This is a genomic window from Bradyrhizobium sp. SZCCHNR1002 (assembly GCF_032381435.1).
Classification (GTDB): Bacteria; Pseudomonadota; Alphaproteobacteria; order Rhizobiales; family Xanthobacteraceae; genus Bradyrhizobium; species Bradyrhizobium aeschynomenes.
This window is the reverse complement of the sequence record NZ_JAUHIS010000001.1, coordinates 1,926,909-1,951,959: the sequence shown is the minus strand read 5'-3', so window position 1 is coordinate 1,951,959 and position 25,051 is coordinate 1,926,909. Positions and strand designations below refer to the sequence as shown.

Below are 25,051 nucleotides of genomic sequence, written 5' to 3'. Positions count from 1 at the left end.
TAGATCCCGACAAATCACCACCCGCATGTTCGAGTTCGGCCCGATTGCATTTGCACGTCATTCTTGCCAGCAAAGCACCTGGCTCAATACGAAAAGCCGCCGGACGATGTCCGGCGGCTTAATGTCAAGAGGGCAGTTGCGGCGAAGCTTGTGCCGCGCCTTGTCTTGTCCGGCTCCAGCCTTACTCCGCCGCTTCCTTGCGCGGCGGATCGAGTGCGCCGGAGTCGTGGATTTCGGCGACCTGGTGGTCGCTGAAGCCGAGGACCTGGCGGAGGATTTCGTCGGTGTGCTCGCCGAGCAGGGGAGAGCGCGTCACGTCCGCCGGGCTGTCCGACAGCTTGATCGGGTTGCCGACCGAGAGGTACTTGCCGCGGGTCGGGTGGTCGACCTCGACCAGGGTGCCGGTCTTGCGCAGCGACTCGTCCTCGGCGATCTCCTTCATCGAGAGAATGGGACCGCAGGGGATGTCGAACTCGTTCAGGATGTCCATGGCCTCGAACTTGGTCTTGGTCATGGTCCACTGCTCGATGCGGCCGAAGATCTCGTTCAGGCGCGGCAGGCGGGCGGCGGGCTTGGCGTAGTTCGGATCGGTCTTCCAGGTCGGCTCGCCGATGACGTCGCAGATCTTCTCCCAGACCGGGGCCTGGGTGATGAAGTAGATGTAGGCGTTCGGGTCGGTCTCCCAGCCCTTGCACTTCAGGATGCGGCCGGGCTGGCCACCGCCGGAATCGTTGCCGGCACGCGGCACGGCGTCGCCGAACGGCACGCCCTCGCCGAACTGGCTGTATTCCTTGAGCGGGCCGTGGTCGAGGCGCTGCTGGTCGCGCAGCTTGACGCGGCAGAGGTTGAGCACGCCGTCCTGCATCGCAGCCGTGACGCGCTGGCCCTTGCCGGTGTGGGTGCGCTGATAGAGCGCGGTGACGATGCCGAGCGCCAGATGCAGGCCGGTGCCGGAATCGCCGATCTGCGCGCCGGTGACCAGCGGCAGGCCGTCACGGAAGCCGGTGGTCGAGGCGGCGCCGCCGGTGCACTGCGCGACGTTCTCGTAGACCTTGCAGTCCTCGTAGGGACCGGGGCCAAAGCCCTTGATCGAGGCGACGATCATCTTCGGGTTGATCGACTGGATCTTCTCCCAGGGAAAGCCCATGCGATCGAGCACGCCGGGGCCGAAATTCTCGACCAGCACGTCGCACTTCTTGATCAGCTCGGTGAGGACTTCCTTGCCCTTCGGGTTCTTGGTGTCGAGCGTGATCGACCGCTTGTTGTGGTTCAGCATCGTGAAATAGAGGCTGTCCACGTTCGGAATGTCCTGCAGCTGGCCGCGGGTGATGTCACCCACGCCCGGACGCTCGACCTTGATCACGTCGGCGCCGAACCAGGCCAGCAGCTGGGTGCAGGTCGGTCCGGACTGGACGTGGGTGAAGTCGAGAATGCGAACGCCCTCGAGCGCCTTGGTCATGTGTTCCTCTCCGTATCGAATGGTCATCCCGCATCGGCGGGCAGGTGATGTCTCAGTCCACCCCCGTCATTCCGGGGCAGCCCGACAGGGCTGAACCCGGAATCTCGAGATTCCGGGTTCGATGCTCCGCATCGCCCCGGAATGACGAGAGGGATGGCTCTCGGTCGTGGCACAGTCCGATCAGCCTTACTTCTTCTTGGTCAGCACGCTCTGCGGATTGAGGTTGCCGATGCGGCCGCTCTCCGATCCCGCGGCGGGATCGATCACGGCGTTGATCAGGGTCGGCTTGCCGGAATCCATCGCCTCGTTGACGGCGCGCTTCAGCTCGTCCGGCGAGGTCGCGTTGACGCCGACGCCGCCGAAGGCCTCCATCATCTTGTCGTAGCGCGCGCCCTTGACGAACACGGTGGTCGCCGGATCTGACCCCGCCGAGTTCTGGTCGGTGCCGCGATAGATGCCGTCATTGTTGAAGATGACGACGCAGATCGGCAGATTGTAGCGGCAGATGGTCTCGACCTCCATGCCGGAGAAGCCGAAGGCCGAGTCGCCCTCGATCGCCAGCACCGGCTTGCCGGTCTCGACGGCCGCGGCGATCGCCGAGCCCATGCCGATGCCCATCACGCCCCAGGTGCCGACGTCGAGCCGCTTGCGCGGCTGGTACATGTCGATCACGCCGCGGGCGAGGTCGAGCGTGTTGGCGCCCTCGTTGACCAGGATCGCGTCCGGACGCTCCTTGATGATGGTGCGGAGCACGCCGAGCGCGCCGTGATAGTCCATCGGCGAGTTGTTGTTCATCAGCCGCGGCGCCATCTTGGCGACGTTGTCCTCGCGCTTCTTCTGCACCGCGCTCAGCCACTCGGCCGGCGCCTTGGTCCAGCTGCTGCCCATCGCGTCGGAGAAGGCCGTGACGACCGAACCGATGTCGCCGACCACGGGGGCCGCGATCTCGACGTTGGAGTCCATCTCCTTCGGCTCGATGTCGACCTGGATGAACTTCTTGGGCGCATCGCCCCAGCTCTTGCCCTTGCCGTGCGACAGCAGCCAGTTGAGGCGGGCGCCGATCAGCATGACGACGTCGGAATCCTTCAGCACCGTCGAGCGCGCCGCGCCGGCGCATTGCGGATGCAGATCCGGCAGCAGGCCCTTGGCCATGCTCATCGGCAGGAACGGCACGCCGCTCTTCTCGACAAAGGTCTTGATGGCTTCATCGGCCTGCGCGTAAGCCGCGCCCTTGCCGAGGATGATCAGCGGGCGCTTGGCGCTCTTGAGCACGTCCAGCGCGCGCTTGACGGAGTCGGGGGAGGGGATCTGCGCCGGGGCCGGATCAATCACCTTGACCAGCGAAGCGTGGCCTGCCTGCGCGTTCATCACCTGGCCGAACAGTTTGGCCGGCAGATCGAGGTAGACGCCGCCCGGACGGCCGGAGACCGCGGCGCGGATGGCGCGGGCGAAGCCGATGCCGATGTCCTGGGCGTGCAGCACGCGGAACGCCGCCTTGCACAGCGGCTTGGCGATCGCGAGCTGATCCATCTCCTCATAGTCGCCCTGCTGCAGGTCGACGATCTCGCGCTCCGACGAGCCCGAGACCAGGATCATCGGAAAGCAGTTGGTCGTGGCGTGCGCCAGCGCGGTCAAGCCGTTGAGGAAGCCCGGCGCCGACACGGTGAGGCAGACGCCCGGCTTCTTGGTCAGGAAGCCGGCGATCGCGGCGGCGTAGCCGGCGTTCTGCTCGTGACGGAAGGAGAGCACGCGGATGCCTTCAGCCTGCGCCATGCGGCCGAGGTCGGTGATCGGAATCCCCGGGACGTTGTAGATCGTATCGATCCCGTTCAGCTTCATCGCGTCGATGACGAGATGGAAACCGTCGGTGAGCTCCTCGTGGGTATCCGCCTCGGTCTTCATGGCAGTCTGCGGCATGCGCCTCTCTCCCTGGTCTTCATCGAAGGCGCATTCCGCGTCTTCTTCTGTTTGAACTTGTCAGCTGAATAATTCCTGGCCGTGCGTCTCGACATAGGTCGCGAGGCCCAGCGTATGATCACGGGCGCGCTTCTCGGCGAGCTCGGTGTTGCGCTCCTCCAGCGCCTCGATGATCGCAAGGTGCTCGGGCAGGGAGGCTGCGATACGGTCGGTGCGGCCGATCGTGAGCTGGCGATAGCCGCGCACGTGGAGCAGGATGTCGTTGGTCATGTCGACAAGCACCGGCGATTCCGACAGCGAGATCAGCGCCTGATGAAACGCGATGTTCGCCTTGGAATATTCCTCGATGTGCTCCTGCGGCGGGCGGTCCTTGCCGAAATCCTTGAAGTAGTCGCGCAGCGCCGAGATGTCCTTCTTGCGCGCGATCGTCGTGATCATGCGCGCGGCCATGCTCTCCAGCGCCGCCCAGGCGCGGATCATGTCGACGATCTCGCTCTTCGTTCGACGGACGACGACGATGCCACGGCGCGGCACGGTCTTCACGAAGCCGTCCTGCTCGAGCATCGCGATGGCTTCGCGGATCGGCGTGCGGCTGACACCGAGGCGCTCGGAAAGAGCGCGCTCGTCGAGCATCACGGGCTCGGGCGAGGCGTAGATGTCCATCTTCAGAATGGCTTCTTTCAAGGCCTCATAGGCCTTATTCTTGAAGCTCGTCTCCGGGGCGATGCGAGCGATCGCGATGTCGGCCTCGGCCATGATGGGCAATGCCTTGTTTGTTTTCTCTGTCGACAAGACCGATCTCCTCTCCTTGGGAGATCCTTGTTTACAGCATTTTGCGTCCAAGATTTTTGGCATACCAGATGCCAGACTGTCAAGCTGCGTGCTTTTTCAGCGTTTCCACATCTTCGTGGCGCTTGACAAAATTGGCTTCTGGCATACCAAATGCCATAAAGACGACTAATCCCTCAGGAGGAAGCCCCAATGTCTGACGCCATCCCGAATGCCAAGGCCACGATCCGAGACGTCCTCGATCGCGTGAAGGCGGATAAACGCACCAGCCTCACCGCGCCCGAGGGCAAGATCGTGTGCGACGCCTACGGCATTCCGGTGCCGAAGGAGGGACTGGCGAAGTCCGCCGCCGAAGCAGCCAAGCTCGCGGGCGATATGGGTTTTCCGGTCGTGATGAAGATCGTCTCGCCCGACATCCTGCACAAGACGGAAGCAGGCGGCGTCATCGTCGGTGTCAAGAATGCCGACGACGCGCAGAAGGCATATGAGACCATTCTCGCGAATGCGAAGAAGTACAAGGCCGACGCCAAGATCGAAGGCATCCAGGTGCAGCAGATGCTGACCGGCGGTACCGAGGTGATCGTCGGTTCGATCACCGACGGCTCGTTCGGCAAGCTGGTGGCCTTCGGCCTCGGCGGCGTGCTGGTCGAGGTGCTGAAGGATGTGACATTCCGTCTCGCCCCCGCGACCAAGGACGACGCCCTGTCGATGCTCGACGGCATCCAGGCGCATGAGATGCTGAAGGGCGTGCGCGGTGGCGATGCCGTCAGCCGCGAGGCGCTGGCGGACGTCATCGTCAAGGTGTCGAAGCTGGTCAGCGATTTCCCTGAGATCGTCGAGCTCGACCTCAACCCGGTGTTCGCGACCAAGAACGGCGCCATTGCCGCCGACGTCCGCATCGTCGTCGATTTCGACTACAAGCCCCGTCCGGCGCCGCGCTCGAACGAGGAAATCGTCACCGCGATGAACCGCATCATGAAGCCCCAGGCGGTCGCCGTGATCGGCGCCTCCGCCGAGGACGGCAAGATCGGCAACTCCGTGATGAAGAACCTGATCAACGGCGGCTACAAGGGCCAGATCTATCCGATCCACCCGAAGGCCTCCGAGATTCTCGGCTACAAGGCCTATAAGAGCGTCAAGGACGTGCCGGGCGTGATCGACACCGCGGTGTTCGCGATCCCCGCCAAGTTCGTCGCCGGCGCGCTGACCGAATGCGGCGAGAAGCAGATCCCGGGCGCGGTGCTGATTCCGTCGGGCTTCGCCGAAGCCAACGAGCCGGAGCTGCAGGCCGAGATCGTCGAGATCGGCAAGAAGTACAACGTCCGCCTGATGGGGCCGAACATCTACGGCTTCTACTACACGCCGGCCAATCTCTGCGCGACGTTCTGCACCGCCTATGACGTCAAGGGCCACGCGGCGCTGTCGTCGCAGTCGGGCGGCATCGGCATGGCCATCATCGGCTTCTCGCGTTCGGCAAAGATGGGCGTGTCGGCGATCGTCGGCCTCGGCAACAAGTCGGATATCGACGAGGACGATCTGCTCGCCTTCTTCGAGCAGGATCCGAACACCAACCTGATCGCGCAGCACTGCGAGGACCTCAAGGACGGCCGCGCCTTCGCGGAAGCCGCCAAGCGCGTCTCCAAGAAGAAGCCGGTCATCGTGCTCAAGGCCGGCCGCACCTCGGCCGGCGCCAAGGCCGCCTCGTCGCACACCGGCGCGCTCGCCGGCAACGACAAGATCTACGAGGACGTGCTGAAGCAGTCCGGCGTCATCCGCGCCCGCTCGCTGCGCCAGCTGCTCGAGTTCGCCCGCGGCGTGCCGGTGCTGCCGACGCCGAAGGGCGAGAACGTCCTCATCATCACCGGCGCCGGCGGTTCGGGCGTGCTGTTGTCCGACGCCGTCGTGGACAACGGCCTGTCGCTGATGGCGATGCCGCCGGATCTCGATGCGGCCTTCCGCAAGTTCATCCCGCCGTTCGGTGCCGCCGGCAACCCGGTCGACATCACCGGTGGCGAGCCGCCGATCACTTACGTGAACACGGTCAAGCTCGGCCTGTCGGATGAGCGCATCCATGCGCTGATCCTCGGCTACTGGCACACGATCGTGACCCCGCCGATGGTGTTCGCGCGCAACATGGTCGAGGTGAAGAAGGAGATGGAGGCCAAGGGCTTCGTCAAGCCGATGGTCGCCTCGCTCGCCGGCGACGTCGAGGTCGAGGAAGCCGCCGAATATCTCTACCAGAACGGCATCCCGGCCTACGCCTATTCGACCGAGCTGCCGGTCGAGGTGCTCGGCGCCAAGTACAAGTGGGCGCGCGGCGCGGGCCTGCTCTAAGTCATAGTGACGCGAATGCCGCTCCGGCCCTGGCCGGGGCGGCACTTTATTTGATAGCGTGACGAAGCAAGATCCGTCCGTCCTGCAACGACGCCGCCTGTAACGGCCGCGCAGAGAGGCGCCACGTGATCCGTCGCAAGACGATTGAGCCACGCGCGGATGCCGCGGCCGAGCCCCGCGACGGCGGTGTGCAATCCGTCGGCCGCGCGCTGCAGATCCTGGAAATTCTCGCCGAGGACGACGAAGGCTATCGCCTGAGCGATCTCGCCGTGCGTGCCGGGCTCTCGACGTCCACCGTCCATCGCCTGCTGACGACCTTGGAGAAGCGCCGCTTCGTCCAGTTCGACCGCATGGAATCGAAATGGCACGTCGGCGCCCAGAGCTTCGCCGTCGGGGCGACCTTCACCCGCCGGCGCAATTTCGTCGCGCTCGCCATTCCCTATCTACGAAGGCTGCGTGACCAGTCGCGCGAGACCGCCAATCTCGCCGTCGTCGACGACGAATCCTTGATGGTGCTGCTGCGGCTCGACAGCCGCGAGATCATGCGCTCGCTCACGAAAGTCGGCGGCCGTCTCTCGATGGTCACCTCCGGTATGGGCAAGGCCGTGCTCGCGACCTATTCCGACGACGACGTCAACGGCATCATCCACCGCCAGGGCATGCCGCGCCTGACCGAAAAATCCATCATCCGGGCCAGCGACCTGTTCCGCGAGTTGGAGACCATCCGCCGCCAGGGCTACGCCGTCGACGACGAGGAAGCCCGCCTCGGCCTGCGCTGCATCGCCGCCGTCGTCCACGATTCCTGCCGCGAGCCGCTCGCCGCGATTTCGGTCTCGGGCTTGGCGAGCCGGCTGACGGAGGAGCGGGTGCCGGTGGTGGGGGGAATGGTGCGGGATATTGCCGCGGAGTTGACAGCGGCGCTGGGGGGAGGGGCACCGCCCGGCGGCAGTCAGGCCCGACAGCCCGATTGACCGCCGCACACGCAGTGCCGACAATCCGCGCTGTCGCTCCGCCGCATCACCGAACTCCGGACATGGCAGAAAGGAAGCCAGGGAGTGAGATTGGGAGATCTATCCTCGAATCGAGCCATCTATGTTTGTCAGCATGTCTTCGACAAGTCGCGTGGTATGGACTACGTCCACTATGATGCCGAAGGCGACATACTGATAACATGCTCCGGGGATGATCATGATTTCCGTGACCCGGCCGAAGTTCACGTGGTTGGTCTTGGACACCTTTTGTCTCGGGATCCGACACTCAACGATCTACCAGATCTAGCGAAGGGCGATTGGGCCGATCGGAGCGGTCGGGGACAACCCTGGCGAAAGCACGATAACCACACGTAGTCGCCTCCGCGAATCCGCCGTGAGATGCGGCCCAGGAGCTCTCCACGCCGTCATTCCGGGGCATCGCGAAAGCGATGAGCCCGGAATCCATAGCCCCGAGCGGCGGAGTGGCGAAGACACGCGCCATGCCCATCTCGCGCCTCATGGCCGCTCGGGGCTATGGATTCCGGGCTCGTTCGCGCTGCTTCAAAATGGCTTCGCCATTTTGCGCGCGAACGCCCCGGAATGACCGTGGGTGGAATGAGAGCCCGGGCAACCAGTCGTGATGTCTCGTCTGCGGGAGCGCAGCCAACACCATCAGGATCGGGACCGCCGCCATGGTCCTGCTGCCCAAGCCGTCATCAGCTCCGCCGACCTATTTGGGCTTGCCGTCGCCTCTTTCGCGCGCAACGATCCTCCGCGGATCGCTGCAACCCGTCCAAGGGAGTCTGCCATGACCAAACTCACCCGCTTCTCCGTCGCTCCCCTGCACGGCATGACGCGACGGCTCGCGGATGTCGCCTCGGGCCGGGTCGCGCCCGATCTCGTGATCACCGGGGCGCGGGTGCTGTCGACCTATTCGGAGCGCATCCTGCCGGGCCGCGAGCTGTGGATCACCGGCGGACGCGTTGCGGCGGTAAAGCCGGCGGGCGCGCATAAGGCGCTTGCGAGCGGCTTTGCCACCTACGACGCCGCCGGCGGCATCATCGCGCCGGGGCTGGTCGATCCGCACATCCACATCGAATCCTCGATGGTGACCGCCTGCGCCTATGCGGAAGCCGCACTGCTCAACGGCACCACGACGATCTTCTGCGACAGCCACGAGATCGGCAACGTGATGGATGTCGCCGGCGTCGAGGCGATGCTGGAGGATGCGCGGCAGGCGCCGCTGTCGATCTTCCTGACCGTGCCCTCGACGGTGCCGGCGACCTCGGCGGCGCTGGAGACCGCCGGCGGCGATCTCACGCCGGACAAGATCGCCGGCCTGTTCGATCGCTGGCCGGAGGCGGTGGCGCTCGGCGAGAAGATGGATTTCGTGCCGGTCTGCATGGGCGACGAGCGCAGCCACGCCATTCTCGCAGCCGCCCTGCAGCGCGGCCGGCCGGTGTCGGGCCATGTCTATGGCCGCGACTTCGTCGCGGCCTATGCCGCAAGCGGCGTCACCGACACGCATGAGGCGATCGACCGCGACATCGCCGACGACCTGCTCGATGCCGGCGTCTGGATCTTCCTGCGCGGTGGGCCGCCGACGACGCCGTGGCACAGCCTGCCGCAGGCGATCCGCACCATCACCGAGCTCGGCGCCTCGCACAAGCGCACCGCCGTCTGCACCGACGATCGCGACGCCGACGATCTGATGCTGTTCGGCTTGGACTGGGTGGTGCGCGAGGCGGTGAAGGCCGGCATGTCGCCGGAGCAGGCGTGGTCGATGGGCTCGCTGCACGGCGCCACGCGCTTTGCCATGGACGGCGAGATCGGCGGCCTCGGCGGCGGCCGCCGCGCCGATCTCGTGCTGCTCGACGACGGTCTCAAGCCGCAATCGACCTGGTATGGCGGCGAGCTCGTCGTCGACAAGGGCCGGATCACGCCGCGTCTCGATCAGGCGCTGTCGCAGCGCTATCAGTACCCGAAGGCGGCCTATGCCACGGTGAAGCTGCCCAACCAAATGACGCTGACACCGGAGCTGCCGGCCAAGGCGTGCACCATCAACGCGATCAAGACGGCGCTGCCGGGCATCACGCTGATCCATGAGAAGGTCGCGATCGAGCCGGCCAACGACTGGGACACGCTGTTCGCGCGCCACGGCCTCTGCTTCGTCGCTGTCATCGAGCGTCACGGCAAGTCGGCCGGCAACGTCGCGCATGGCCTGTTGAAGGATTTCGGCCTGAAGCGCGGCGCCGTCGCCTCCAGCGTCGGCCATGACAGCCACAACATCATCGTCGCCGGCACCAACGAGGCGGACATGCAGACAGCGGTCGCCGCGATCGGCGCGCAGCAGGGCGCCGTCTGCGTCGTGGCCGACGGCCAGGTGCGGGCGATGGTTCCCTTGCCGATCGCCGGCCTGCTGTCGGACAAGCGCGTCACCGCGGTCGCCGATGAGGTGAAGCTCTTGAAGACAGAATGGGCCGAGGCGGGCTGCACCATCCCCTACATGGGCTTCAATCTGATTCCCCTATCGGTCATTCCGGAAATTCGTATCACCGACAAGGGCCTCGTGCTGGTGCCGCAGATGGAGCTCGCGCCGCTGTTCGAATAGGAGGATCGCGCTGCGAAGCTGTTAGGACATGTCAGCTGTTTGTCGCCCTAACTAACTGAGCCATCCGCTGTTTTGCCGAGCGTACCGCATCGTGGGAAAAATCGACGACTGAATTGAGATCATCGCCGTCAGCAGCGACCCTCGCGCATCAACCAAACGGGAGACGCGAGATGGCGAAGATGCGGGCGATCGATGCTGCGGTGCGGATCTTGGAGAAGGAGGGCGTCACCTGCGCCTTCGGCGTTCCCGGTGCGGCGATCAATCCACTCTATTCGGCGCTGCAACGGCGCGGCTCGATCCGCCACATTCTCGCCCGCCACGTCGAGGGCGCCTCGCACATGGCCGAGGGCTACACCCGCGCCAAGGCCGGCAACATCGGCGTCTGCATCGGCACGTCGGGCCCGGCCGGCACCGACATGATAACCGGGCTGTATTCGGCGATCGCGGACTCCATTCCGATCCTCTGCATCACCGGCCAGGCGCCGCGCGCCCGGCTCTACAAGGAGGACTTCCAGGCCGTCGACATCGAGCAGATCGCAAAGCCCGTGACCAAATGGGCGGTGACGGTGCGCGAGCCGGGCCTGGTGCCACGCGTGTTCAGCCAGGCCTTCCACATCATGCGCTCGGGACGTCCGGGCCCGGTGCTGATCGACCTGCCGCTCGACGTGCAGCTCGCCGAGATCGAGTTCGACGACGACACCTACACGCCGCTGCCGGTCTACAAGCCCGCCGCGAGCCGCAAGCAGATCGAGAAGGCGCTGGAGATGCTCAACGCCGCCGAGCGTCCGTTGATCGTCGCCGGCGGCGGCATCATCAACGCCGATGCCAGCGATCTGCTCGTCAGCTTCGCCGAGATCGTCAACGTCCCGGTCGTGCCGACCCTGATGGGGTGGGGCGCCATTCCCGACGATCACGTGCTGATGGCCGGCATGGTCGGTCTCCAGACCAGCCACCGCTACGGCAACGCCAATTTCCTGGAGTCCGATTTCGTCCTCGGCATCGGCAACCGCTGGGCCAACCGCCATACCGGCTCCTTGGAGACCTACACCAAGGGCCGCAGCTTCGTGCATGTCGACATCGAGCCGACCCAGATCGGCCGCGTCTTCAATCCCGATCTCGGCATCGTCTCCGATGCCAAGGCCGCGCTGGAGCTGTTCATCACGGTGGCGCGCGAGTGGCGCAAGGCCGGAAAACTGCGCGAGCGGCAGGCGTGGCCGGCGGCCTGCCAGGACCGCAAGCGCACGATGCTCCGGCGCAGCGATTTCGACCAGGTGCCGATCAAGCCGCAGCGCGTCTATCACGAGATGAACAAGGCGTTCGGCCGCGACACCTGCTATGTCAGCGTCATCGGCCTGTCGCAGATCGGCGGCGCGCAGTTCCTCAGCGTCAACCATCCGCGCCACTGGATCAATGCGGGGCAGGCCGGCCCGCTCGGCTGGACCCTGCCGGCCGCGCTCGGCGTCCGCGCCGCCGATCCCAGGCGCGAGATCGTCGCGCTCTCCGGCGACTATGACTTCCAGTTCCTGATCGAGGAGCTCGCGGTCGGCGCCCAGTTCAATCTGCCTTACATCCATGTCGTCGTGAACAACGCCTATCTCGGGCTCATCCGTCAGGCGCAGCGCGGCTTCTCGATGGACTATCAGGTCCAGCTGTCGTTCGAGAACATCAATGCGCCGGAGGTCGGCGGCTACGGCGTCGACCACGTCGCGGTCGCGCAAGGCCTCGGCTGCAAGGCGATCCGCGTCACCGATCCGCGCGACGCGCAGGCGGCGTTCGCCACCGCGCGCGAATGGATGGCGGAGTATCAGGTGCCGGTCGTGGTCGAGTTCGTGCTCGAACGCGTCACCAACATCGCGATGGGCACGGAGATCGACAACGTCGTGGAGTTCGAGGAGGTGCTCGATCTGCCGGTGGACGAGACCCCGGCCGAGCCGCAACGCACATTGCTGCCGGCTTGATCTCAGCGCACCCCGATCATCGAGGACCACGACATGCCGCGCTTTGCCGCCAACCTCACGATGCTGTTCAACGAGCTGCCGTTCCTGGAGCGCTTTGCCGCCGCCAAGGCGGCCGGCTTCAGCGGCGTCGAATATCTGTTTCCCTACGACTTCGACAAGGCGGAGCTGCGCGAGCAGCTCGCGCGCCACGGCCTGACCCAGGTGCTGCACAATCTGCCCGCCGGCAACTGGGCCGCCGGCGAGCGTGGCATCGCCATCCTGCCCGACCGCGTCGACGACTTCCGCGACGGCGTCCGCCGCGCCATCGAGTATGCGAGAGCGCTCGACTGCCGCCAGCTCAACTGCCTCGTCGGCATCGCGCCCGACGACGCCGATCCGCGCGAGCTCAACCAGGTTCTGGTGCGCAACCTTCGCTTCGCTGCGACCGCGCTGAAAGCGCAGGGGATCAAGCTGCTGATCGAGCCGATCAACACGCTCGACATCCCCGGCTTCTTCTTGAGCCGCACCGCCAAGGCGCTGCAGCTGATCTCCGAGGTCGAGTCCGACAATCTGTTCGTGCAATACGACATCTACCACATGCAGATCATGGAGGGCGATCTCGCCCGCACCATGCAGAAGCACCTCGCCCGCATCGCCCACATCCAGCTCGCCGACAATCCCGGCCGCCACGAGCCTGGAACCGGGGAGATCAACTATCCCTTCCTGTTCCGCCATCTCGACGCCATCGGCTATGCCGGCTGGGTGGGCTGCGAGTACAAGCCGCGGGCAGGGACGGCGCAGGGGCTGGGCTGGCTGATGGACGGCACGCTCGCCCCGGCGAGCTGAGCTGAACAAGGGGCCATGCGGCCCGGATGATCGCGCAACACCACGTCAGGCGATTGCGCCGGCACCGAACCGCGCTCCCTCGTCATTCCGGGACAGCCGCGCAGCGGCTGAGCCCGGAATCCATAGCCACGAACGGCAGATGCAGGACGAGCTGAGGCCACGCGCAGCGCGCGTCATCGCAGACAGGCGTGGCTATGGATTCCGGGCTCGCGCTGACGCGCGCCCCGGAATGACGGCGGGAGAGCACTTTCGGTTGACGAAACAGTCATTTGCATTCGGCACCGCTCCCGGACAGATGAAGAGCAATGGAAGCCACGCTAGGTCCCCGATGTCATCTGCCGCAACCGTGTTTGCCCAATCCTTCTTCCACGGAACACGCGCCGACCTGCGGCCGGGCGACCTGATCGCCGTTGGACATTCGTCCAATTTCACCGACGCGGAGCCGCTGTCCTGGGTCTACTTCACGGCCACGCTGGACGCGGCAATCTGGGGCGCCGAGTTGGCTGCCGGTGACGGACGGGGACGGATCTACGTCGTCGAGCCCACCGGTCCGTTCGTCGACGACCCGAACCTGACGGACAAGAAGTTCCCGGGAAATCCGACGCGGTCTCATCGATCCCGCGCGCCGCTGCGCGTCATTGCCGAGGTCGTCCTTTGGCAGGCGCACGCGCCGGAGGTGGTGAGGCAGATGAAGGAGGGCGTTGCGCGCGCGATGACCGAAGGGCCGGGCATCATCGACTGAACGGCGCGGCGGCATCGCAATGGCGTCGACCGTTGCGCCCGATGGCTGATTGCGGACGCTGCGACGCGCTCGCCACGCCGGCGTCCAGAACATCGAAAAAGTCCGGTGGCAAGTGGCGTTCGAACTCGCGTCGACGCACGAATTCTCCTCCTCATGAGCCGAGCCTATCGCCGAGAGGCGATGGTCGGACCCGTCGTCCACGATTGATCGGCGGCGCCGCTCGGCAGCGTCGCTCGCCGTTCGGCGACGGCATGGTTGAAGAGTTCGAGGACCAGGCCGAATGCCGCCAGGTCCTCCTGTTCGATGGCGCCATCGTCATAGTCCTTGAGGGTCTCGGCGATGATCCCGTCGACCTCGCGCTGCCAGGTCAGCAGATCCTGTTCCGACCCGGCATTGCGCACCTCCGACACCGCGGCCAGAACGCGGTTGCGGCCGCTGGTGTCGTCCTCCGGTTCATCCCGGTTCAGATAGCGGCGCAGCCATTCGGCGGCCGAACCGATGCCGGACAGGACGAGCAACGCGAACCAGAAGTAGTCGCTGTATTTGTCCAGGAAGGTTCGCTCGGTGCCGTTGATCACCGCCGCAGCGCCGCGATGCACGGACGGCTCGGTCTCCTTCTCGGTGTCGGGCTTCATGATGTGCGACGCGCCGGCGAGGCCTTGCGTGATCGTGTCGCGGACCGCGAAAAGCTGTCGGTAGAAGGCCGCCGCCTTGGCTTCGGAAAGCCCCTTCTTGGCCAGGATCAGGTGATTGACGCTGATCGTGTCGACCTTGTCCTCCGGCCAGGCCGGCTTCGCGTTGAAGACGCTGGCCGGAATTTCCTCGGCCTCGTAGCGCGGATGCTTCAGGGCGATGGCCTCCGATGCGTCGATCGGAAGAAACGTCGGAGCTCCGCGGGCCCGGGAGGTCGCGGTGATCGCGTCCGCCGTGATCTTGCTGTCGAGCGGACCGACGGCGAGATACGCATCGAGGGTGGGGTCTTGCGCAAGCTTCTCGATCTCGTCTGTGCCGAATTGAGCCGTGGCAACCTTATCGGGCGGCACGCCGGCCCCCTCCAGAATGGCCTGGAGCACCGCGACGTTTGCTCCGGTCCGGCCGATGATGCCGACCTTGCGACCCGCCAGATGGGCGATATCGGCGATCTTGCCGCTGCCCTTCGGCTTGGATTCGCTGCCGCGTCGTCCGGAGGGCGACCACAGCACGACATAGTTCTTGCGCAGGACCGCGAGCGTCTGCGCGTCCGGCGGCATGCCGAGGTCGCCGCGGCCGACCGCCAGATCGGTCTTGTCGGCGGCGAGCAGGGCGAGGGATTCAGCCGCTCCCGCGGTCGTGATCGGGGCGAGCCGGACGGTCCTGCTTTCCTCGCTGAACGCGTCGGCCATCGCCTGGACCACCTTCTGGTCGTCACTCCCCGCCGGTCCGACGGCGATCCGAAGCGTCTCGGGCTGCAGGATGTAGACCAGGCCCGCCGCGGCGGCGCCAAAGGCGATGAATCCCAGGGCCAGCACGATCAGCAGCCGACGTTGGCGGCGATCGTGAGCATTCCTGACCACATCGGACGATGACATCAGCGGACCCTCTGAGAAAACGCGTGGCGGCTCCAAGCGCACTGGAACTTGGGCGAACCGGTGTCAACCCGGAATGTTCCGCCGCTCTGGCGAGAGTTGATGAAGGCAAGCCTTGGCCGGGTCACTTTGGATCAATAGCTGACGTCGTGAACGCTCGCTTGAGTGGCAGTCGGCGAATGACCAATCGCAAGCCATTGACGGTTGGTTCGGCCGCCGTGCGATCGGGTAGCTACCGGTATTTTCTCAATTTGTTGCGAAAGAATGCGAACAGGCCCGTAACATCTGCACTCAGTCAGACGTATTTTTGGAGTCAGTTTGGGAGAAGATCATGCCAAGCCGTCGCTCGATACTGGCTCACCAACTCACGACTGCACCTTAGAGTCGTCGATCTTGCTGTGTCGTCTTGCGAGACAACATCCGCGACGTTCCGAGCGAGAGGGCCTCGACATTCTGGCTGGATTTTGAGGAAACGCTGATGCTTGTGCGTCGTACAATACCGGCTTTCTTGATGTTCGCGGGGCTTCCGCTGGCGTGCGCAACCGGTGCGCAACGCCTCCCTGATACCGAGGTGACGCGTGTTGGCGAATTCACCGCCTATCTTATCGATCCCACGACTCGTTACGACCACGGTGTGCTCGGAGACGCCATCGAGGCAGGCGGCTTTGTGGTCGAACGTAATGGCCGGCGGCTTACCTATCGCCTACCGAAAGATGCCGTGTTCGAAGATCGACGCGTGCGGCTCGCCGACCTCGACGGCGACGGTGTTACCGAAGCAATCTTAGTGAAATCATACGTGCGCCGCGGTGCGGCCATTGCGGTCTTTACACTTCGCAACGGGATAGAGCCCTTGGCGGAAAGCCCGGCGATCGGTAATGGCCACCGTTGGCTCAATCTGGTCGGCGTTGGGAATTTCACGGGGACCGGCGAGATGACCATCGCTGCGGTGTTGACGCCGCATCTTGAGGGCTCGATGCGGCTCTACCGGCTCGAATCCGGCAGCCTGGTCGAGATCGCGCGTATTGATGGTTTTACCAACCATATCCTTGGCAGCCGCAATCTCGATCTTGCGCGACTCCATGACATTGATCGGGATGGGACGCCGGATGTCGTTCTGCCGTCGCTGGATCGTCGCGAGCTAGCCGCGGTGAGTTTCCGCGCTGGCAAGGCTGTACAAATCCGCCGGGTGTCATCCGTTGGGCCTATCGTCGCGGTCGACAGTGTCTTAGGCGGCGTCGCAACTGTGACTCTTGAGAACGGCACACGCGACACGATTGATCTCAACGCTGAAGGACGCTGAGTGGGGACTTTCTTTCGGCAGCGCGACGCAATGCAGTGATCGCCTCGATGCATAGCCGGCCCCTGTCAAAGGTACCTTATCGGTCCTGTCCTTTGAAGGGCTGGGATGTTGGGCCTGGACGTCCTGCTTTCCGCGCCATGGCCGCTTCGGGTCATAAGCAGCTTGTCGGTTCTCTGATCGCCGACGTCCGGTGGGGGCCACCTGCGGAGATAGCGTAGCCTTCGAGTTTACGATCGGATCGCATAATATGCCGGTTGGCTTTCCTGCGCTCGCGTAGGTTGCCGCGTGCGAAATCACGAAAGACTTTCCTATGTTGCGCAGTTTGGCGGGTTCGGTGGTCGTGATCTTGGTATGCGCCATCACCTTCGCGGCGTTCTACCTAAGCATGGAGGCGGCGAAGACGCGGGTATCTGTTTGGCGAAGAGGCTCGACCTACTGGTTCGTTCGTTCGAACGGACTCGGGGGCGACCTAGGAAGGGCGCGGCTTCTTTGGATGGAACGGCTCGGGTACGACGAACCCGAAGCGACTATCATCGCAAACTATGTATGGCGTGCCGGGCGTTGGGCCTTAATCGGCAACTTTGTCTTGTTTGCGATTGCAGGTGCCATTTTTCAATTCTTTAGGCTTTAGGTTGGTCTGCTTCGGGGTCAGAAGCTGACATGTGGCGACATGCGCAAGAATGGTCACAAATCGCTCACAAGAAAGGGGCGTAGCGTCAGACAGGATCAATTATCGAAAAAGTCTGGAGGTAGGATGCGTTCGAACTCGTGTCGACGCACGAAATCTCCTCCCGGACTGCGCGCCCACACTTCCACCAACTCCTGCAGGATCCACGTCATAGCCAAACCGTCGCACTGCCCGGTCTGGTGATCGTGAAATGGCGGATCATCGGAGAGATTGTTCAGTACGCCCAAGTCGGTCGCTAACTCTTGGACGTCTTGAGACTTGGGAATAATACCGACGAGATAGGGTCTATTGCACGCTTGGCAGGCGACGCGAGCGAGCACGGACACATCGTTATAGATTGAAAGTTTGCGAGGCCCAAAAGGCAGATAGCGAGGAACTCCATCATGAAACCATGCCGGCAGCTCCGCTATCTTGCTTTCTATGTCATAGTAGGAGATGCGCATCATCCAGCCCGAGTTCATAGGTTAAACGCCAATCCTAGCCACGACATTAGCGCTTGGCCAGCGCCCCAAATGCGAAACGCTCGACCTGCGCAATTCCAGTCGGCTGACCGCCCCAGAGCAGACAATCAAAGTGGCGGCTCGCCACTTCGCTTATGGGCCACAAGCAGACATTCACAGTCTCTTAAGCCCGTGAGGACCAGCGCCGATTGGGCATATTCACAAGATAGTGCCACTTTGATACTCCTCGCGGCATTGAGCAACTCCATAGGGATTTGACTTCGTTCTCTGCCTGCGGGTGCAAATGTGGTTCAGAAGAAAGTCGCCCCTCGTCTTTTTGTGGTATTTGCGCGTGAAGCACATGAAGCCGTCATCTTCCGTCGGGGTCCGTCGGACTGGTTTCATATCGTTCGCTGGGACACCGAGAACGATAAGTTCTATCCGGGCGCCTGGCTGAAAGGCCGCATCTATCCAGAAAAATGTGATCTTTCGCCTGACGGCGAATTGCTGCTGTCGTTCATCCACAAAGGTCGTGGCCTGAGAACGGACTACACCGATGCATGGAGCTCGATCAGCAGGAGTCCGTGGCTTCATGCTCTTGGCCTGTGGCCACAGGGAACAACGTATGGCGGTGGAGGACGATTTACAGAAAATCGAAGCGTTGTCCTCAGATTTTACCCGGTAGCAGCACATCCAAATCATCCGGGTGTCGGGATCAATGTCAGCTTTATTGCGTCTGACACGAGTTTCGCCAGAAAAACCGATCTTGCACCTTTACATCGATCGACCCAAGAAATTTCGGGAGCCGAGTGGACCGGCCGAGATCAGCGAGGCAGATTGGTTTACGCTGCTGATGGCAAGCTCATGCGCGCAGGCACAAAGACACAGCAATCTACTTGCCTCGCCGACTTCAACAATCTCGTTCCGGACCCGCAACCGCCCCCTTTCTCCGCAACTGTGCCGCTCGGAGAGAAAAAGCTTCAGCGACGTGTCGAACGTAAACGAAGATAGCAGCATCATCTGGACTTGAGATCGTATATCAACGCGGATGGAATCTCTTTTTTCTTTTGGTGGAAGGTGCATCCCAGTAGCTCGTTCGCTGATATCCGCTACGGGTCAAGGGCGGCTGTTAGCTGCAGTCGGACGGCACAGCCGGACTTCCCCCAGCTCCGGAAGTGCCCCGTGCGGCCCAGCACTTGCGTTCCGGGCCAGAAGCGGAAGGTGCAGGTAGACGAACTCGTTAATGGTCTGCAAACCTGTTCTGAGCAAGCGGGCAATACGGGAAACTAGCGTATGCTATGGTGATGAGCATATGAGTGGAGCTCCCAGCGTGAAAGTCCGAGCGCAGGCGGTCATCGTTACTTATCTAACGATCTGGACCACCGCTGTGGCCTCGCTGGCCATTCTTATGATCCGGCCTCTCTATCCCGAGCTTTTTACGTCCGTGGTGCGCATCGAGCGCGACCTGATGAATGCGCTTCCGGGATTTGCTCCGTTCATCGTCGCCCCAGTCGCATTTGGCGAAGCAATGAGCGCTATAAGAAAGCGGAATGCCATCGACGTAGGCATGCTAGTAGGCTATTTTATTGGCGCTCCCGTTTGCATCTACTTCACGCTTCTCATCATTGTTTCCCTTATCACCGTAATCTTCGCTCCTATTACGTTTGTGCTGGGTTTGATCTATGGCACCATTCCTCTTTTGGTTGGAATAGCCATTCACTGTCTGGGAATGGTGCCATTGTTCTTCTTGGACAGATGGCTGCAATCGCCAGCACGGGTGAGCAAGTCCGCTTAGGGTCCGAAGCAGATATGGCAGCTTCACGAGGTGAGCCCGTAATATCGCCGATAAAACGCAAGCTGCCGTTGAGGCGTAAAGCCGTCAAAATCACCGGCGCGCTTACAGTCCTCAAGCAATTCAAGAAGCGGCTCGGCTTCAGGGTCGGTACTTGAACCCAAGAAACTCTTGGGTGGCCTCGAGCCCGGCCGCTGCGGGGCCACCTCGTCATGGCGACCCGGCGCAACACCATCCGTTGGCCTTGGCTACCGTGGCTGGCCGCGTCCACCTTCGACATCGGTGGAGCACGGCCGATATAGCGCCTGGAGTTGCCGGCCGCGAAGGTAGATCGAGCGCGCGGTCATGCCGCCGTGCCGCGTAATCCATTGCCTGACCGCGGGTGGGTAACGATCATAGAGCATCTGCGTGGCTTCAGGGTTGGGGATAGCCCTCCCATCGGGCCCGGGATTGTCCGCGACCCTGAAGCCGAAGACGGCTCTCGGAGTCACGCAGATGCTGTCGTGGGGAATGTACGCCAGCACGAGCGTGCAGGCGCCGGCGCAGACGCCGTCGATGATGACGGACGCGCCGAAGTCGCGCAAAAGTTTGAACCTGTCGACATAGTTTCCGATCCGTCCGCCCTGATCAAAAACGATGCGCACGGCAGCATCACTCGGTTGCATGCTCCCAAGCATGAACGCCGCGACCAGCGTCACCTTCACCAGCTTCATCTGTCCATCATCCGATCGACCGAACTCCATCACCTTGCGCCATAACGGCTGCCGGTTCCGCTTTGGTCAAGAGCTGTCTGCGGACCATTCCACGATTTGCTTCGATGCGGCCTTCAGCGCGGATATCGCCGGCATCGAGCGGGAAGGCGCGTGACGGGGCAGAAGCGATCAGAAGGACAAGGGCTGCGCTCGTCGGGCAAATCAGTCCAGGCACTTTGCGCGCAAATGGTTGAAATGCGCGCCGCCGTGACTAAGACACGCCGCAGCGGACGAATCGAATTCGTCCACGAAATCAAGCCGATCTCGCGCACATCGCCGCGCAGCCGAGAAATCGCTTTCCATTTTTCAGAAATCATGCATGATGTGCGCCTCCTGCCTCGATGAGAGGGACGTTGCGCGCGATCGTCACGACACGTGGGGCAGGAATGCGGTGGCCGTGAGATGTCGCAGCATGTGCTCAGCGCATGCGGACGAACGACACATCACGGACGCGAAGTCGTGTGGTCCTGGCCTCCCGGTGCCGAGGTCAAGCGCGCGACGAGAGCTTGTGCTCTCGTGCGAGCGACGGGGTCAATCAGCCGGTCCCCGAGGAGAGCGCGAAGGAAGCGTTAAGACCGCCGCGCAGGGAATGCCGGTTGATCGGCTTTGCCTGTGGTACCTGCCGCCTGCATTTTTTCAGCAGGCGGGCCATGGGTGAGGCCTTCACCCGGCATTCCCTGCGCCCTCTCGATGTCATCGAAGGGCGATCGATCGCAGGACTCGGGCGTGATCCGCCGCGAGATCGCGAACCTGCGCCGCTGTTTGAAACGTGGATAGACCTCGAGCGATCCTTGTCATGTCCAGGTGCGGAGCTTCGGTTTCCGTTCCCGGGGGAATGATGAAGTTTCGGCCATTTGGAACCGGAACCGCGGGCGTTCTCTCGGTGTTGAGCGGGCACCTTGAACACACTGGAGGAGAGAATGATGAGGACCCGTCTTGCCGTTTCGCTGATCGCCACCTCGCTGCTGGCGTCGACCGCCGCGTTTGCCCAGTCCACCACCGTCGAAGGCGCCGCCAATGGCGCGGCCGCGGGTGGGGCCGTCGCCGGTCCGGTCGGTGCCATGGTCGGCGGCACCGTCGGTGCGGCCGTCGGCGCAGCCGTGGAGATCCCGAATGCCGTGATCACCTCGATCGATGCCGAGCGTGCGCCGTCCGTGGTGGTGCGCGAGCGCGTCGTGGTCGGCGAGCCGCTGCCCGACACCGTCGAGCTGCGCCCCGTGCCGCGCTACACCGAGTATCGCTATGCGGTGGTCAACGACCGCCGCGTGATCGTCGATCCGCGTACCCGTCGCGTGATCAAGATCATCGAGTGATCCGACGTCACTGAACGCGAAGGGCCCCGCTGCATCAGCGGGGCCCTTCGTGCATCAAGTGGTCTGCGGACGGATCTGGCGCGCCAGCCAATCCAGCGCGGCGGCCAGGCCGAAGCCGGCGCAGGCCGCAGCGGCGTCGACGATGAAATCCTCCAGCCGTGCGTGGCGCCCGGGCGCCACGAACTGCGCCAGCTCGAGCGCGCCGATCAGGGCCACCGCGATCGCCGTCGTCAGCAACCGGTGGCTGCGATAGGCGAGGCCGAAAGCAAGGCCGATCAGGACGAAGGCGAGCGCATGCTCGCCATCCTGTCCGAGATGGGAGTGCGGCCGGTAGTTCGGCGGGCCAAGCGTGGCAAAGGCAACGGCCGCGGCGAGCAGCCAGGCAGAGAGTCGGAATACGAGTTTCATGCATCCTGCTTAGCATGATCCGGGCCAGAAGCCGGGCTCACGGCTGCTCGAGCCGCTGGTGTAGTTAATGGCGCGGAAGCCTGCGCCGTCCGATTGTACCGTGGCCTTCGACCGCCCGTCAGATCGGCTGCCGCACGCCCAGGCCCTGCATGAATCGCTCGCGGATCTGCGCCGGATCGCGTTTGGTGGCCCCGGCGCCCGGTCTGTCGTCGATCCGCGCCGCAATCAGCATCGGCCCTGGCGTCGCGAGCGCCACATCGACCAGGCGTTCGAAATCCTCCTCGTCCACGGCCCAATGGCTGGCCGCAATGCCGCAGCCGGCGGCGATCGCGACGATGTCGGCCTGCCGGGCCGGCGTCGGCTGACATCCGGTGATCTGATAGATGCCGTTGTCCATGACGATGATGGCCAAATTTGATGGCGCCAGCGTCGCAATCGTGGTCAGGCAGCCGAGCTGCATCAGCAGCGAACCGTCGCCTTCGATCGCGAACACCCGGCGTGGCGGCTGCGCCAGCGCGACGCCGAGCGCGATCGGGCAGGCCAGCCCCATGCTGCCGAGCATGTAGAAATTCTGCGGCCGCTGGCCCGCCGCCCACAGGTCGAAATTGGTGTTGCCGATGCCGCCGATCACGGCTTCCCCATGCGTCAGCCTGCCGACCAGCCGGCAGGTGAGATCGGTGCGGTTCATGACCTTGGTATTGCGCAGCGGCGCGCTCATGCGAACACCTTCCCGCCGGTGAGCAAAGGCGACAGGATCAGCGCCACCGGCGCCTGCGTCGCAATCGCCTGCTTGATCGAGCGGTCGACGATGAATTCGAGCTCGTCGAGGCGCGTCATGGTGTGATGCTCCATCGCCAGCGCATCGAGCACCGGCCGCATCGTCCGGCACACCAGTGTCTGGCCGACATTGAACTCGCCGAGCGTGCCGCGTTCCGACACGAACATGATCAGCGGAATCTGGCTGGGCACGACCAGCGAGGCCAGCACGTTCGCCAACGTCGCGAAGCCCGAGGTCTGCATCAGCAGCGCGCCGCGCCGGCCACCCATCCAGGCGCCGGCGAGAATGCCGACCGCTTCCTCCTCGCGCGCCGTGGCGAAGGTCGTGAAGAACGGGTCGGCATGCAGGCCTGCGATCAGCGGGGTCAGGACGCGGTCGGGAACGTAGGGGACGAGGTCCACCTCGTTGCGCTTGAGCGTGGCCTGCACGATTTCGTGCCAGTGCGCCAAGTCCGGGGATATGCCCGGTGATATGACCGGTGATCGCGCCGCATCGGCATCGGCGGCCATTGTTCGTCCTCCCGCGCCTCCATCCCGAGGCATTGCGTTGAGCTTGACGTGGTCCGGACGATTGTCAACATGCCGCCCCGGCCGGTCAGGCATCCGCCTTGCGCGTCCGAATCAAGAAACGAGAACCAGGAGGTCGCCCGCTCATGGCCGCAAACTCGAAGCGCGTGTTCTACGTCAAATATCTCGCGCACCCCATCTTCAGCGAGCTGCTCGCGGCCCGCCCCGACGTCCGGCTCGACCGGCTGGAAAACGAGGGCGCCGAGGCCGAGACCGCGCCGATCCTCGCCGCGGCCCACGCCTATCAGATCGGTGCGGCCCGTGACGAGCTTGCCCCGCGCTTCCATGTCGATGCCGACCTGCTGCGCCGCGCGCCACATCTCCTGATCGTCTCCAGCAACGGCGCGGGCTACGATCCCGTCGACGTCGAAGCCTGCACCCAGGCCGGCGTTCTGGTCGTGAACCAGTCCGGCGGCAACGCCCATTCGGTCGCCGAGCACACGCTGGGCATGATGCTGACGCTGTCGAAGCGCATCATCCAGTCCGACCGAAGGCTGCGCCGGGAGCGTGACGTCAACCGCAACGACCTGATCGGCAACGAGGTGCAGGGCCGCACGGTCGGCATCGTCGGGCTCGGCAATGTCGGCCGTCGCGTCGCCGAGCTATGCCGGGGCATTCTCGGCATGACGGTGCTGGCCTACGATCCCTACCTCTCGGCCGAGGAGATCGCGGCACGCGGCGCGGAGAAGGTGGAGCTGCACGATCTGATGCGGCGCTCCGACTTCGTCTCGGTCAATTGTCCGCTGACGCGGGACAGCCGGGGCATGATCGGTGCGGCCGAGTTCGCGCTGATGCAGCCGAATGCCTATTTCGTCACCACCGCGCGCGGCTTCATCCATGACGAGGAGGCGCTGCTCGCGGCGCTCACCGAGAGGCGGATCGCCGGGGCCGGGCTCGACGTCTGGGCCAAGGAGCCGCCGCCGCCGGAGCATCCGCTGCTGCTGCTCGACAACGTCCTGGCGAGCCCCCACACGGCCGGCGTGACCCGGGAGGCGCGGCAGAACATGGGCCGCATCGCCGCCGAGCAGTTGCTCGCTGCGCTCGACGGCAGCCGGCCGCCGCGGCTGATCAACCCGGAGGCTTGGCCGCGCTACAGCGCCCGGTTCCGCGAGGCGTTCGGGGTGAGCCCGGGCTGAGGGGGCGAGGGCCGCATGCGAGGGGAAGATTTCATGCGTCGCAAGCTGCAATGCAGCAACAAATCTTCTCTCCCGAGCGGCTTCGACGATGCAGACATTGCTATTTTCCCGCCGGTCTCGACAGCCCGACGGTGCCCCATCATTTTCCGAGTTGCGCCATGAGCTTGAGCTCGGTCTTTCGCTCGGCGCTGAAGGGAAATGGATCCAATGCGCCACTTGCACGCGATCTTGAAGTCGACCCCTCGTCGGGTGCGACGCGCCGTCTCGACCTTCGTGGCGATCGCTGCCGCGAGCCTGCCCTCCGTCGGCGCCTGAGCGACGGTTCCACTGCTGCATCAAATATTTGCGTCGGCCGCTTGATATCGGTCAACAGCCCGACCGCAAGCGCGGTAACATCTCCCTTGAGCACTGCTTGAGAGCGGGAGGTCGTATGTCGCGCTATGTCATCCATTTCATGAAGGACGTGCTGGGCGAGAACGGCCGCCAGTGCGAGATCTGCCAGAGTACGCTGGAGGTTGAGGCCGAGAGCGAAGGCGAAGCGGCAGAGATCGCCAAGCAGGAATTCTGCAAGACGCAGAACCTGCGCGACTGGTCGCTGCATGCCGACCGGATGCAGGTCAAGGCGGCCGACTTCCCGTCCTGATGCAGCACGCCGGCAGCGCTTGTCATCGGCATGGTGCGATGGCAATCGTGGCGCCCGTCGTTCC

The 25,051-nt window shown here is 64.0% G+C and carries 22 protein-coding genes; 13 read left to right on the top strand and 9 right to left on the bottom strand.

Going from position 1 to position 25,051, the window contains the following annotated elements; translation table 11 throughout:
• Window positions 1-181: 181 nt before the first annotated feature.
• From frc to QX108_RS08685, 3 genes are all read right to left on the bottom strand, one after another.
• Window positions 182-1,459, bottom strand: a complete 1,278-nt coding sequence (frc, locus tag QX108_RS08695; protein WP_315779733.1) for a formyl-CoA transferase — start codon at window positions 1,457-1,459, stop codon at window positions 182-184.
• A 186-nt stretch (window positions 1,460-1,645) separates the two neighbouring features.
• A complete protein-coding gene (gene oxc / locus QX108_RS08690; protein ID WP_315779735.1) occupies window positions 1,646-3,376 on the bottom strand; it encodes an oxalyl-CoA decarboxylase in 1,731 nt (576 codons plus the stop codon).
• Window positions 3,377-3,436: 60 nt separating this feature from the next.
• A complete protein-coding gene (locus QX108_RS08685; RefSeq protein ID WP_172114337.1) occupies window positions 3,437-4,168 on the bottom strand; it encodes a GntR family transcriptional regulator in 732 nt (243 codons plus the stop codon).
• A 189-nt stretch (window positions 4,169-4,357) separates the two neighbouring features.
• Between QX108_RS08685 and QX108_RS08680 the strand changes: the two genes are divergently transcribed.
• The 6 genes from QX108_RS08680 (at window position 4,358) to arr (ending at window position 13,606) form a co-directional block, all read left to right on the top strand.
• A complete protein-coding gene (locus QX108_RS08680) occupies window positions 4,358-6,499 on the top strand; it encodes an acetate--CoA ligase family protein (protein ID WP_315779737.1) in 2,142 nt (713 codons plus the stop codon).
• 125 nt (window positions 6,500-6,624) lie between these two features.
• Window positions 6,625-7,470, top strand: a complete 846-nt coding sequence (locus QX108_RS08675) for an IclR family transcriptional regulator (RefSeq protein WP_315779739.1) — start codon at window positions 6,625-6,627, stop codon at window positions 7,468-7,470.
• 808 nt (window positions 7,471-8,278) lie between these two features.
• Entirely contained in the window at window positions 8,279-10,081 is a 1,803-nt protein-coding gene (locus QX108_RS08670; protein WP_315779741.1) for an adenine deaminase, read from the top strand.
• Window positions 10,082-10,251: 170 nt separating this feature from the next.
• Window positions 10,252-12,039: a glyoxylate carboligase gene (gcl, locus tag QX108_RS08665; protein ID WP_315779743.1), complete on the top strand. Its 1,788-nt coding sequence runs from the start codon at window positions 10,252-10,254 to the stop codon at window positions 12,037-12,039.
• Between the two features lie 33 nt (window positions 12,040-12,072).
• Entirely contained in the window at window positions 12,073-12,864 is a 792-nt protein-coding gene (gene hyi, locus QX108_RS08660) for a hydroxypyruvate isomerase (RefSeq protein ID WP_315779745.1), read from the top strand.
• Between the two features lie 328 nt (window positions 12,865-13,192).
• On the top strand, window positions 13,193-13,606 hold the full coding sequence (gene arr, locus QX108_RS08655; protein WP_315780553.1) for an NAD(+)--rifampin ADP-ribosyltransferase: 414 nt from the start codon (window positions 13,193-13,195) through the stop codon (window positions 13,604-13,606).
• A gap of 164 nt (window positions 13,607-13,770) precedes the next feature.
• On the opposite strand, the gene QX108_RS08650 is transcribed toward arr, so the two are convergent.
• Complete coding sequence (locus QX108_RS08650) at window positions 13,771-15,174, bottom strand: ABC transporter substrate-binding protein (RefSeq protein ID WP_315779747.1); 1,404 nt, start codon at window positions 15,172-15,174, stop codon at window positions 13,771-13,773.
• Between the two features lie 403 nt (window positions 15,175-15,577).
• Between QX108_RS08650 and QX108_RS08645 the strand changes: the two genes are divergently transcribed.
• The gene (locus QX108_RS08645; RefSeq protein ID WP_315779749.1) at window positions 15,578-16,471 is read left to right on the top strand and encodes a hypothetical protein; all 894 of its coding nucleotides are present in this window, start codon (window positions 15,578-15,580) and stop codon (window positions 16,469-16,471) included.
• A 726-nt stretch (window positions 16,472-17,197) separates the two neighbouring features.
• On the opposite strand, the gene QX108_RS08640 is transcribed toward QX108_RS08645, so the two are convergent.
• Window positions 17,198-17,605, bottom strand: a complete 408-nt coding sequence (locus QX108_RS08640; protein WP_315779751.1) for a hypothetical protein — start codon at window positions 17,603-17,605, stop codon at window positions 17,198-17,200.
• A gap of 300 nt (window positions 17,606-17,905) precedes the next feature.
• On the opposite strand from QX108_RS08640, the gene QX108_RS08635 reads away from it, so the two are divergent.
• On the top strand, window positions 17,906-18,610 hold the full coding sequence (locus QX108_RS08635; protein ID WP_315779753.1) for a hypothetical protein: 705 nt from the start codon (window positions 17,906-17,908) through the stop codon (window positions 18,608-18,610).
• 319 nt (window positions 18,611-18,929) lie between these two features.
• Window positions 18,930-19,394: a hypothetical protein gene (locus tag QX108_RS08630; protein ID WP_315779754.1), complete on the top strand. Its 465-nt coding sequence runs from the start codon at window positions 18,930-18,932 to the stop codon at window positions 19,392-19,394.
• Between the two features lie 245 nt (window positions 19,395-19,639).
• On the opposite strand, the gene QX108_RS08625 is transcribed toward QX108_RS08630, so the two are convergent.
• On the bottom strand, window positions 19,640-20,104 hold the full coding sequence (locus QX108_RS08625; protein WP_315779756.1) for a hypothetical protein: 465 nt from the start codon (window positions 20,102-20,104) through the stop codon (window positions 19,640-19,642).
• 150 nt (window positions 20,105-20,254) lie between these two features.
• Here QX108_RS08625 and QX108_RS08620 point away from each other — a divergent pair, with 150 nt between their 5' ends.
• Both QX108_RS08620 and QX108_RS08615 read left to right on the top strand, forming a co-directional pair.
• A complete protein-coding gene (locus QX108_RS08620; protein ID WP_315779758.1) occupies window positions 20,255-20,488 on the top strand; it encodes a hypothetical protein in 234 nt (77 codons plus the stop codon).
• Window positions 20,489-21,066: 578 nt separating this feature from the next.
• A complete protein-coding gene (locus QX108_RS08615) occupies window positions 21,067-21,456 on the top strand; it encodes a DUF1236 domain-containing protein (RefSeq protein ID WP_015665892.1) in 390 nt (129 codons plus the stop codon).
• 54 nt (window positions 21,457-21,510) lie between these two features.
• On the opposite strand, the gene QX108_RS08610 is transcribed toward QX108_RS08615, so the two are convergent.
• The 3 genes from QX108_RS08610 to QX108_RS08600 all read right to left on the bottom strand — a co-directional run bounded on the left by QX108_RS08610 (window position 21,511) and on the right by QX108_RS08600 (window position 23,151).
• Window positions 21,511-21,864, bottom strand: a complete 354-nt coding sequence (locus tag QX108_RS08610; protein ID WP_315720959.1) for a VanZ family protein — start codon at window positions 21,862-21,864, stop codon at window positions 21,511-21,513.
• A gap of 118 nt (window positions 21,865-21,982) precedes the next feature.
• Window positions 21,983-22,582, bottom strand: coding sequence for a thiamine pyrophosphate-dependent enzyme (locus QX108_RS08605; RefSeq protein WP_315779761.1), 600 nt, complete (start codon window positions 22,580-22,582; stop codon window positions 21,983-21,985).
• Window positions 22,579-23,151, bottom strand: coding sequence for a thiamine pyrophosphate-binding protein (locus QX108_RS08600; protein WP_315779762.1), 573 nt, complete (start codon window positions 23,149-23,151; stop codon window positions 22,579-22,581). Before QX108_RS08600 ends, QX108_RS08605 begins: the two co-directional genes overlap by 4 nt.
• A gap of 143 nt (window positions 23,152-23,294) precedes the next feature.
• On the opposite strand from QX108_RS08600, the gene QX108_RS08595 reads away from it, so the two are divergent.
• Window positions 23,295-24,344 (top strand): hydroxyacid dehydrogenase, encoded by a 1,050-nt coding sequence (locus QX108_RS08595; protein ID WP_315779764.1) that lies wholly within the window; start codon window positions 23,295-23,297, stop codon window positions 24,342-24,344.
• Between the two features lie 430 nt (window positions 24,345-24,774).
• Complete coding sequence (locus QX108_RS08590) at window positions 24,775-24,987, top strand: hypothetical protein (RefSeq protein ID WP_006610655.1); 213 nt, start codon at window positions 24,775-24,777, stop codon at window positions 24,985-24,987.
• Window positions 24,988-25,051 lie beyond the last annotated feature (64 nt).